Origin of the sequence: Antribacter gilvus (assembly GCF_003946865.1) — a bacterium.
Taxonomy (GTDB): domain Bacteria; phylum Actinomycetota; class Actinomycetes; order Actinomycetales; family Cellulomonadaceae; genus Antribacter; species Antribacter gilvus.
In genome coordinates this window covers 98,998-107,922 of record NZ_QXTH01000007.1, presented here as the reverse complement: position 1 = coordinate 107,922, position 8,925 = coordinate 98,998, and the positions used below count along the sequence as shown (strand labels likewise).

Genomic DNA, 8,925 nt, shown 5'->3' with positions numbered 1-8,925 from the left:
GGGCCAAACTAGGGCAACCGGCTCACGTCTTGGGCGGCTGTCCCGGACCGTGGCACAACGTCGGCGAGCCGCCCGGCGAGGCTCCCGCCCAGCGGGGCTACCCCGCCCAGCGCGGCGAGGCGGCCGGCCAGGAAGACCCGTTCGGCCTCGTTCTGGGTCAGCTCGAGCGCCTGCCGGTACGCCGTGGCGGCTTCGTCGGCGCGGCCGAGCCGGCACAGCAGGTCGGCGCGAACCGCCGGCAGGTACGAATAGTGTGCCAAGCCGCCGTCGGTCCCGAGCTGGTCGACGAGCGGCAGGGCGGCCTCCGGCCCGGAGGCCATCGAGACAGCGACCGCGCGGTTCAGCGCCACCACCGGCGACGGCCAGGTCGCGAGCAGCCGGTCGTAGAGCGCGACGAGCTGGGGCCAGTCGGTCTCCTCGTACGTCGGCGCCTCGGCGTGGAGCGCGGCGATCGCCGCCTGAAGCAGGTAGCGGCCGGTGTGCCCTCCGCGCAGGCCAGGGACGATCAGGTCGTGCGCCTCCACGATGGCCGCGCGGTCCCACTGTGAGCGGTCCTGTTCCTCCAGCCGCAGGAGGCGCCCATCGGCGTCGGTCCTGGTTGCCCGACGGGCGTCGGTCACAAGGATCAGGGCGAGCAGGCCGAGCACCTCTGCCTCGTCCGGCATGAGGGCCCGGAGCATGCGGGTCAGGTGGAGGGCGCGGTCGACCAGGTCCCCGCGGACCAGCGACGCGCCCGTCGGCGCGGTGTGCCCGGTGGTGAACACGAGGTGGATCACCCCGAGCACTGCCCGCAGCCGGTCGGGCAGCTCGGCCGGGCGGGGGACCCGAAAGGGGATCCGGGCCACCGCGATCTTCTTCTTCGCCCGGGTGATCCGTGCTGCCGCCGTGGACTCCGGGACGAGCAGCAGCCGCGCGATGTCCGACGTCGGCAGCCCGCACACGAGCCGGAGCGTGAGGGCGAGCTGTGCCTCCTGGGAGAGGGCCGGGTGGCAGCACATGAAGATCAGCCGGAGCGGCTCGTCGGGCACCACGTCCTCAGGGTCCTCGCCGGGCGGGTTCCGAGGGGTGTCGATCACCATGTCCTCCACCCCCTTCTCGGGCTCGAGCAGCAGCGGCAGCTTGGCGCGGAGCGTCTGTTCGCGCCGTAGCGCGTCGATCGCCCGCCGTTTGGCCGTGGTGGTGAGCCAGGCGGCAGGGTTCTGCGGGACGCCGTCGTCGACCCAGCTCTCGAGCGCCGCGGCGTACGCGTCCTGCGTGCACTCCTCGGCGAGGTCGACGCTGCGCGCGACGCGCACCGTCGCGGCGAGGACCTGGGCCCACTCGCGACGGTGCGCGTCGGTGATGGCCGCCTCGACGGCCGCTCGATCAGGCATCGTGCGTGACCTCAGGCAGAAGGCGGGACGACGACCCCGCCTCTGACCGGGCGGACCTCGACAGAGCCCCCGTGCCGGGCGGCCGGGTTCTCGCGGGCGATCTTCAGGGCGGCGTCCAGGTCGGGGGCCTCGATGATGCAGAAGCCGGCGACGACCTCCTTGGCGTCCACGAACGGACCGTCGGTGATCGTGTCACGGCTGACAGTCGTCGCCATGGCGGACGGCTGCAGCCCGAAAGCCGCGACCATCGCCCCTGACCTCAGCAGGTCGTCGGCGTGCTCCTCGTGTTCGTCGGCTGTTCCCCTCGCTGCGGCCTCGTAGATCAGGATCGCGTACTGAGCCATGGTGGTTCCTCTCGTGATGGTCCGGTCCTGCCTGATACCTGTCCGTCGAACGGCCGGCCGGAAATCGACACCTGGCGTGGAAATCAGTGTGCGCGTGGGGGTGGTGTGCGGGCCACACTAGGCACGTGACGATCTCCGACCTCCCCGGCGGCCTCGTGCTGCGCACAGCCCGCGCTGCTGACCTCGACCAGATCGGGGCGCTGCTCGTCGACCGGGGCGAGGAGGGGGACGACGTCGACCACCGCCTCGTCGTGCAGGACGACGACGCGGGCTGGGAGAGCTGCGCCGTCGTCGTCGACGGCGACCGGGTGGTGTCCACCGCGACGCTCCTCGACGAGACGGTGCGCGTCGACGGCGTCGTGCTCCCGGCCGGTCAGGTCGAGCTCGTCGCCACCGCCACCGACCACGAGGGGCGTGGCCACGTCCGGGCGCTCATGGAGTGGGCCCACGAGCGCTCGCGGGCCCGCGGGCACGTGCTGCAGGTCATGATCGGGATCCCGTACTTCTACCGCCTGTTCGGCTACGAGTACGCGATCGACATCCCCCGCGCGCGCGACCTGGTGGACGCCCCTGGCCCGGCAGCCGGGCCGGCAGCCGGGCCGGCAGCCGGGCCGGCCGCCGCGACAGGCGACGCCCTCCGCCCGGCCACCCGCGCCGACCTCCCGCACCTCGCGCGGCTCCAGGACGCGGCGCAGGCGCCCTACGACGTCGCGGCGCCGCACCCTGAGCCGCGCCGTCGCTGGCTGCTCGACCACGGCGGCAGCACCACCTGGGTGCTCGACCGCGACGGCTCCCCGGTCGCGACGGCCCGGGCACGGGTCGACGACGACGCGGTGCTGGTCGCTGAGGCAGCGGCCGAGGACGACGACGGTGCGGACGCCCTGCTCGCGGGCCTGGTCGCCCGCTACCCGGGCCGGCCGCTGCGGGTCGTGCACCGGCCGCTGACCGTCCCCGGCCGCCGCTGGGAGCCGCGTCTGGGCCCTGCGGGCGAGGACGTCGAGCAGTACTACGTCCGCGTGCCGGACGAGGGCGCGCTGCTCGAGGCGCTGCGCCCGGTCCTGTCGGCGCGGCTGGCGGCCTCGGGGCTGGACCGCACGGGCGGCGACGTCGTGGTCTCGACGTTCCGGAGGCATCACCGCCTCGCCGTGACGGCCGACGGCCTCGGACCGGTCCGCACCGGCGGCGCTCTCCAGAGTCCCGGCGCCGCTGGCGGTTGCGGCGTGGCGCCCGACGCGCTCGGCCCGCTGCTGTTCGGCCCGCACGGCATCGAGGGCCTCACGCGCCGTCGCCCCGACGTCTATCCCGGTCCCGACAGCGAGCTCATGACGGCCCTCTTCCCACCCCGCACAGCTGACCTGCTCACCTACTACCTGCCCTGGTGAGCACTCCGGCTCCGGCGTGCCCGACCAGGAAGCTGTTCCCCTTCTGGGCCCGGGACGGGGAACAGCTACCTGGTGGTCCCGTCCTGGTGATCGCGTCAGGCTGCCGACCAGCCCCGCGAGGCGGCGGACAGTAGAGTCGTGCCATCACAAGGAGGAGAAATGGCGCATCTCGACTGGGCCGTCAAGGCCAGCCTGATCATGTACGTGGCGGGTGCCCCGGGTGGGCGCCTGGCCGTGGAGGGCGTAGGCGGCTCCGGGGCCGACTTCTACTTCCCGCTGGACACCGAGCGGGTGCCGGCGCCCACGGCCGATGACACCTGGTTCGCGTTCACCGGCATCGTCCGGTTCATCGGCCACTTCGGGTCGTACGTGGGTCAGATCGCGCAGGCCGAGGTGGACCAGCGCGGTGACGACTGGGAGCTCTCGATCGTGGACGAGGGCGCGGAGGAGCGGACCGCCGCCTTCCGGCTCGCCGGGGCGCCGGTCCGGGAGGGGACACGCCTCTCGTGGGACGTTGTGGAGCTGACGGCCGACGGCGCGAAGCTGTTCGGCGGCTCCTACCCGGAGGGCACGCGCTTCGAGCCGCTGGCGATCGAGCTGGGCGAGACGCCCGCCGCGTAAGCCCCTCGGTGGTGGGACGACTCAGGCCGGCGGCTGGATGAGGTCCCACGGCATGCCGTACAGGTCCTCGAAGACGGCGACCGTGCCGTACGCCTCGTGGCGCGGCTCCTCGCGGAAGCGCACGCCGCCCGCGAGCATGCGGGCGTGCTGTGCGGCGAAGTCGTCGGTCTCGAGGAAGAACGCGACGTCACCCCCGGCCTGGCGCCCCACGGCGGCGTCGTCCTCGGCGAGCGCCAGCACCAGGCCGGTCCCGCCCTCCGCCGGGCCGACGACGACGCGCCGCCACCCCGACTCGTACGTGTCGTCCTGCCGGACGGCGAAGCCCAGGACGTCGACGAAGAAGCGGAGCGCCTCGTCGTGGTCGCGGACGAGGTAGGTCACGTCGGAGAGTCGCAGCACCCGCTGATCCTAGGTGGCGCAGCGGTGGTGGTCAGCCGGTCGAACCTCGTAATGCCACTGCGGCAAGACGAGACCGTCGTGGGTGTCCGTCGAAAGATTGCCCTTCAGGCGATGCTGGCGATGGGTCGCTGGCTCGGGCAGGGATCGCCCTCGAGTGCGTCGAATGCCGCTCGCGTGTTCGCGGCGGGGGAGCGGCACGGTCACAGCGCTTGGCGCTCACCCGTCGATCGGCCGCGCGACGGGACCGAAGTCGCCGAGGGCTGTGCCCGCTTCAGCGGCGGCGATGAACTCATCGCTCATGGCATCCGCGTCCGACTTCGGAAGGAATCGCATCCAGGGGAGTGTTGCGGGAAGCGCCTCGCGAAGGACCTGCGGGTCTACCTGCGCGACGCGCGCGAGCAGGCGTGCAGTGAGGTGGATGACGACCGACTCGGACTCTGCGCGCTCTGCGGACATGAGGACCAGGTCGCCCGCGTCGCGACGACGCAGCGAGCATCCGCGACGTCGGCAGAGGGGAGGCTGCTCTGCATCTCGGCGTCCGGGCCGGGGACCTCACCGCCCGGGCCGACGCTAAGGTCCACACTCATGACGCGTGATCCCTTCTGGAACCACAACACGCACTTCCACCCCGAGATCCTGCGGCACGCCGCCGGGGCGGCGAGCGCTCTCGACGTCGGCTGTGGGGAGGGGCTGCTCACCCGCCGCCTCGCGGCGGCGGGCGTGGGTCGCGTGGTGGGGCTGGACCTCGATCCGGCGGAGGTCGCCCGCGCGGAGGCCCTGGCCGACGGCGACCCGCGACTCACCTACGTCGCAGCCGACGTCCTCACCGGCCACGACCCGGCCGGCCACGACCCGGCCGGCCACGACCCCGCCCGGCACGACGGCACCGCGCACGACCTCGGCACGTTCGACGTCGTCGCCTGCATCGCTACGCTCCACCATGTCGACCTCGCCAAGGGCCTCACCGCCCTGCGCGACCTGGTCGCTCCCGGCGGCGTCCTGATGGTCGTCGGGCTGTCCCGCCCCGGATCGGCCCTGGACCTCGCGTTCGACCTGGCGAGCGTGCCGGTCGCCGCCGTCGCCCGGCACGTACGTGGCGAGTGGGAGCACGGCTCGCCCGTGGCGGACCCGGCGGAGACGTTCGGCCAGGTGCGGCACGCGGCAGGCGACCTGATGCCGGGAGCCCGGGTCCGGCGTCGGCTCTACTGGCGGTACACGCTCGAGTGGCGCCGGCCCGCCTGACCGGCGCCCCTGAGCGGCCGGGCGCCCCGTGCCGGGGCGCCCCTCAGAGCTTCCGCACCCGCTCCAGCAGCGGCCCGGCCGCCTCGGCGAGGAAGCGGTCCTGGTTCTCGTCGCCCACCTGGACGAACGCCAGGTCGGTGAACCCGGCCTCGGCGAACGGCCGGGCGCTCTCGGCGAGCTTGTCGAGGTCGGGCCCGCACGCGATCGCGGACGCGACGTCCTCCGGCCGGACGAACTGCGACGCGGCGGCGAACCCGGCCGGCGTCGGCAGGTCGGCGTTGACCGCCCACCCGCCGCCGAACCAGCGGAACTCGCGGAAGGCCCGCTCCACAGCCGCCCGCTCGTCCGGGTCCCAGCACACCGGCACCTGCCCGATCACTCGGGACCCGCCCGGGTGCCTGTCCGTCCAGCCCTGCACGACGTCGGCGTCCGGCTGGACCTGGATCAGGTGGTCCGCGAGGGGTGCGAACCGCTCGACCCCCTTCGGACCGGAGACGGCGACGCCGAGCTGGACGGCGACGTCCGGCACGTCCCAGAGCCGCGCGGAGTCGACCCGGAAGTGCTGGCCCTCCCACGTGACGAGCTCGCCGGTCAGGAGCTCGCGGATGATGTGCACGGCCTCCTCGAGGAGGTCGTGCCGCACGTCGATGCTCGGCCATCCCTCGCCGATCACGTGCTCGTTGAGGTTCTCGCCCGCGCCGAGGCCGAGGGTGAAGCGGCCGTCGGCCAGGAGCTGGAGGGTCGCCGCCTGCTGGGCGACGACGGCCGGGTGGTACCGCATCGTGGGGCAGGTCACGTAGGTCATCAGCTCGACCCGGCTCGTGGCCTGCGCCACGGCGCCGAGGAGCACCCACGCGTTGGGCGAGTGCCCCTGCTCCGTCAGCCAGGGGCTGAAGTGGTCGCTCGAGACCTCGAAGTCGAACCCGGCCTCCTCGGCCGCCACGGCGTACCGCAGCAGCTCGCGCGGGCCGCTCTGCTCGGTCATCAGCGTGTATCCGACGTGCATGGCCGCTCCTCTCCCGTGGCGATCGCCGTGCTCCTCCGACGCTAGGCAGGACCCGGTGCCGCTCGCGCGGCGGGCCCCCGAGGTGGTTCGCTGGGGAGCGTGGACACCGTGCAGACCGATCGCCTGATCCTCCGCCGCGTCACCCCCGCCGACGCCGCCGCGTTCCTCACCTGGCGTGCACGGCCCGAGGTCGTCACGTACATGTACCAGCCGACGTGGACCGAGGCGGTCGCGCGGCAGAAGCTCGCGACCTGGGCGGAAGCCCCGTTCGAGCAGCCGGGCGACGCGCTCGTGCTGGCGGTCGAGCGTCAGTCCGAGCCGGGCGTGATCGGCGAGGCGCTGCTCAAGTGGGCACCGGGAGCGCGCCAGGCCGAGGTGGGCTGGGCGCTGCACCCGGACGTCCGGGGCGAGGGGTACGCGACCGAGGCCGCCCGCGCGCTGCTCGACCTCGCCTTCGGCACCTACAGGTTCCACCGCGCCTTCGCCCGGATCGACGAGGAGAACACGGCCTCGGTCCGGGTGTGCGAGCGCCTCGGCATGCGGCTCGAGGCCCGCCTCGTGGAGAACGACCTGCGCGACGGCGTCTGGGCCACCGAGGTGGACTTCGCGATCCTCGCCCGCGAGCACGGCGCGCCACTCAGTTGATCAGCGCATCCGGCGGCGGCAGGCGGGGCAGGCCGGCATGTCCTTGAGGCGATGGCGCTCGGCAGGCTTGGTCCGCACGCCGTCGGGCATCCTGGCCCCGCACAGGGCGGTGAAGGCGCGTTCGACGATGTGTGCCCATGAGCCGGGCCATCGGTAGGTGTACGCGAGGTGGGGCGGGACCAGGACGACGTCGCGGACGAACGGGCCCTGCCTGCGGGCGAGGGCCAGGTCGGTGGTCAGGTCCTTGCCCTCGTCGACGACCTGGCTACGGCCGAGGCGGCAACGGTGGCGGATCACGTACCCGGTGCGGTCCGCGACCCCCAGGACGGTGCTCTCGTGGATGGCCACGGCCGGGTCGCGCTGGAGGTACCAGCGTTCGACGGTCGCGTGGGTCCCGTCGGAGAACGCCTCCGGCTCGAAGGTGAGCCGATGCCCGGCCGGGGTCGGGAAGAACCAGACCTCGTTGCCGCAGCGTGAGCACTCCGCCATGTCAGGTCTCCTCGGTGGGCTGGCCCGTGATCGCCGGCCCCGGAGGAACTAGGGTGCCCAGCATGGACGACCCCGGCGTTCGCGCCCTCCGACAGGCTGGTGCCACCTGGGACGACGACGCCGAAGCGGGCGCCTGGCTCCGCGACCGGCTCACCGAGCTGAACGCGTCGGTGAGCGGTGCGGTGCCGGACGGGTACGAAGCGTACGCCGTCGTGCCGCTGTCGCCGCAGCTGGTGGACGGCGACGAGGAGTACGCCCCGCACGCCTGGCTCGACGCGCTGCTCGACGTGCTCGCGCCCGTCACCGGTGACCAGCCGGTGCACTGCGGCACGTGGGAAGGCTGGGGGGCCTTCTACGACGTCGGCGAGGACCCCGGTACGGCGCCGGGCATGGGCATCATGTTCGCGGGCGACGAGGACGCGACGCCGGAGGAGATCGAACGGGTGACGGCAGAGGGCCGGGCGCACCTCGCCCGGGTCCGGCCCCAGCGGCCCGACGCCGGTCCGCTCGCCCTCCCGGACCGCCGGTACTACCTCTGGACGGGCCCGCTCCGGTCCGTGGGCGCCCTGAACGAGCTGCTGTCCGACCCGCCGACGCTGGTCTGGCCCGAGGACCGGTCGTGGTTCCTCGGGGTGCCGATCTACACCCTGGAGGCGGCTCTCGGTGGCCCGAAAGGGCTCGTCGACGCGGTCCTCGCGGACCCGCGCCTGGGCGCCCGCCGTGCGGACCGCTCGACGGAGCTGGACATCGACGACTGATACGTCGTCAGCCCGCGGCCGCCACCTCGACCCGAGACCAGCCGTGCTCGATCGCGTCGACGATCCGGTCCGCCACCCCCGCGACGTCCTCGGGCAGGTCGGCGAGCACGAGTCCCGGAGTCCCGTCCGCGATGGCGCGGGCAAAGTCCTCGTACAGGTGGTGGGCCGCGCCAAGATCCGTGAACTCGTGCCCCTCGCGCGTGGACACCCGGTCGAGGCACGTCTCGAGCGGCGGCAGCAGGATCACGTAGTCGATCGACTGCAGGCCGGTGGCGCCCGCGAACCTGGGAAGGAACCAGGGGCCGACGACGCCGTCGTACACCACCGTCATCCCGCCCGCCGCGAACCGGCCGGCGGCGGCGCTCGCGGCGAGGACCGTCGTCTCGTTCTGGGCGTGCGACTCGGGGAGCCAGGGCGTGACCGCCCCTCGGCGGAGGAACCTGAAGAATGCGTCGCCCTCCACCAGGACGCTGGGATCCCAGCGGTCGGCGAGGGCGGCGGTCACCGTGGACTTCCCGGACCCGGGCGGCCCGGTGACGACGAGGAGCTGTGGCACGAGCCGATGCTGACAGGCCTGGTGGGTCGCGTCCACCGGATTCCCCGAAGTACTGGGACCGTGCACAGTGTGCCTAGGCTGGGGCCCAGCACCCCCGCCTGAAGGAGAGA

General features: G+C 73.4%; 12 protein-coding genes. 5 read left to right on the top strand and 7 right to left on the bottom strand.

Annotated features, from left to right (window positions below; translation table 11 throughout):
• Positions 1-8: 8 nt before the first annotated feature.
• Positions 9-1,373, bottom strand: a complete 1,365-nt coding sequence (locus tag D1350_RS13315) for an RNA polymerase sigma factor (protein ID WP_125776510.1) — start codon at positions 1,371-1,373, stop codon at positions 9-11.
• An 11-nt stretch (positions 1,374-1,384) separates the two neighbouring features.
• Positions 1,385-1,717 carry a YciI family protein gene (locus D1350_RS13310; protein WP_125776509.1) on the bottom strand — a complete coding sequence of 111 codons (333 nt, stop codon included), beginning with the start codon at positions 1,715-1,717 and terminating at the stop codon, positions 1,385-1,387.
• Positions 1,718-1,842: 125 nt separating this feature from the next.
• On the opposite strand from D1350_RS13310, the gene D1350_RS13305 reads away from it, so the two are divergent.
• Entirely contained in the window at positions 1,843-3,099 is a 1,257-nt protein-coding gene (locus D1350_RS13305; protein WP_206074531.1) for a GNAT family N-acetyltransferase, read from the top strand.
• 159 nt (positions 3,100-3,258) lie between these two features.
• Positions 3,259-3,720 (top strand): HtaA domain-containing protein, encoded by a 462-nt coding sequence (locus D1350_RS13300; protein WP_125776508.1) that lies wholly within the window; start codon positions 3,259-3,261, stop codon positions 3,718-3,720.
• A 21-nt stretch (positions 3,721-3,741) separates the two neighbouring features.
• Here the strand turns inward: D1350_RS13300 and D1350_RS13295 are convergent, their stop codons facing one another.
• Positions 3,742-4,119 carry a VOC family protein gene (locus tag D1350_RS13295; RefSeq protein ID WP_125776507.1) on the bottom strand — a complete coding sequence of 126 codons (378 nt, stop codon included), beginning with the start codon at positions 4,117-4,119 and terminating at the stop codon, positions 3,742-3,744.
• Positions 4,120-4,335: 216 nt separating this feature from the next.
• Entirely contained in the window at positions 4,336-4,575 is a 240-nt protein-coding gene (locus D1350_RS13290) for a hypothetical protein (RefSeq protein WP_125776506.1), read from the bottom strand.
• Between the two features lie 129 nt (positions 4,576-4,704).
• On the opposite strand from D1350_RS13290, the gene D1350_RS13285 reads away from it, so the two are divergent.
• On the top strand, positions 4,705-5,361 hold the full coding sequence (locus D1350_RS13285; RefSeq protein WP_125776505.1) for a class I SAM-dependent methyltransferase: 657 nt from the start codon (positions 4,705-4,707) through the stop codon (positions 5,359-5,361).
• Between the two features lie 43 nt (positions 5,362-5,404).
• Here the strand turns inward: D1350_RS13285 and D1350_RS13280 are convergent, their stop codons facing one another.
• Positions 5,405-6,367, bottom strand: a complete 963-nt coding sequence (locus D1350_RS13280; protein ID WP_125776504.1) for an LLM class F420-dependent oxidoreductase — start codon at positions 6,365-6,367, stop codon at positions 5,405-5,407.
• A gap of 108 nt (positions 6,368-6,475) precedes the next feature.
• On the opposite strand from D1350_RS13280, the gene D1350_RS13275 reads away from it, so the two are divergent.
• On the top strand, positions 6,476-7,012 hold the full coding sequence (locus D1350_RS13275) for a GNAT family N-acetyltransferase (protein ID WP_240644084.1): 537 nt from the start codon (positions 6,476-6,478) through the stop codon (positions 7,010-7,012).
• Here the strand turns inward: D1350_RS13275 and D1350_RS13270 are convergent, their stop codons facing one another.
• Positions 7,013-7,501, bottom strand: a complete 489-nt coding sequence (locus tag D1350_RS13270; protein ID WP_125776502.1) for a hypothetical protein — start codon at positions 7,499-7,501, stop codon at positions 7,013-7,015.
• A gap of 62 nt (positions 7,502-7,563) precedes the next feature.
• Here D1350_RS13270 and D1350_RS13265 point away from each other — a divergent pair, with 62 nt between their 5' ends.
• Entirely contained in the window at positions 7,564-8,259 is a 696-nt protein-coding gene (locus D1350_RS13265) for a hypothetical protein (RefSeq protein ID WP_125776501.1), read from the top strand.
• A 7-nt stretch (positions 8,260-8,266) separates the two neighbouring features.
• Here the strand turns inward: D1350_RS13265 and D1350_RS13260 are convergent, their stop codons facing one another.
• Positions 8,267-8,815, bottom strand: coding sequence for an AAA family ATPase (locus D1350_RS13260; RefSeq protein ID WP_164545167.1), 549 nt, complete (start codon positions 8,813-8,815; stop codon positions 8,267-8,269).
• Positions 8,816-8,925 lie beyond the last annotated feature (110 nt).

What these genes read in the sequence shown, in the direction of transcription:
- D1350_RS13265 (WP_125776501.1), top strand. Translation starts at nt 7,564, where the DNA reads ATGGACGACCCCGGCGTTCGCGCCCTCCGACAGGCTGGTGCCACCTGG.
- D1350_RS13315 (WP_125776510.1), bottom strand. Translation starts at nt 1,373, where the DNA reads ATGCCTGATCGAGCGGCCGTCGAGGCGGCCATCACCGACGCGCACCGT.
- D1350_RS13290 (WP_125776506.1), bottom strand. Translation starts at nt 4,575, where the DNA reads ATGTCCGCAGAGCGCGCAGAGTCCGAGTCGGTCGTCATCCACCTCACT.
- D1350_RS13280 (WP_125776504.1), bottom strand. Translation starts at nt 6,367, where the DNA reads ATGCACGTCGGATACACGCTGATGACCGAGCAGAGCGGCCCGCGCGAG.
- D1350_RS13270 (WP_125776502.1), bottom strand. Translation starts at nt 7,501, where the DNA reads ATGGCGGAGTGCTCACGCTGCGGCAACGAGGTCTGGTTCTTCCCGACC.
- D1350_RS13285 (WP_125776505.1), top strand. Translation starts at nt 4,705, where the DNA reads ATGACGCGTGATCCCTTCTGGAACCACAACACGCACTTCCACCCCGAG.
- D1350_RS13310 (WP_125776509.1), bottom strand. Translation starts at nt 1,717, where the DNA reads ATGGCTCAGTACGCGATCCTGATCTACGAGGCCGCAGCGAGGGGAACA.
- D1350_RS13300 (WP_125776508.1), top strand. Translation starts at nt 3,259, where the DNA reads ATGGCGCATCTCGACTGGGCCGTCAAGGCCAGCCTGATCATGTACGTG.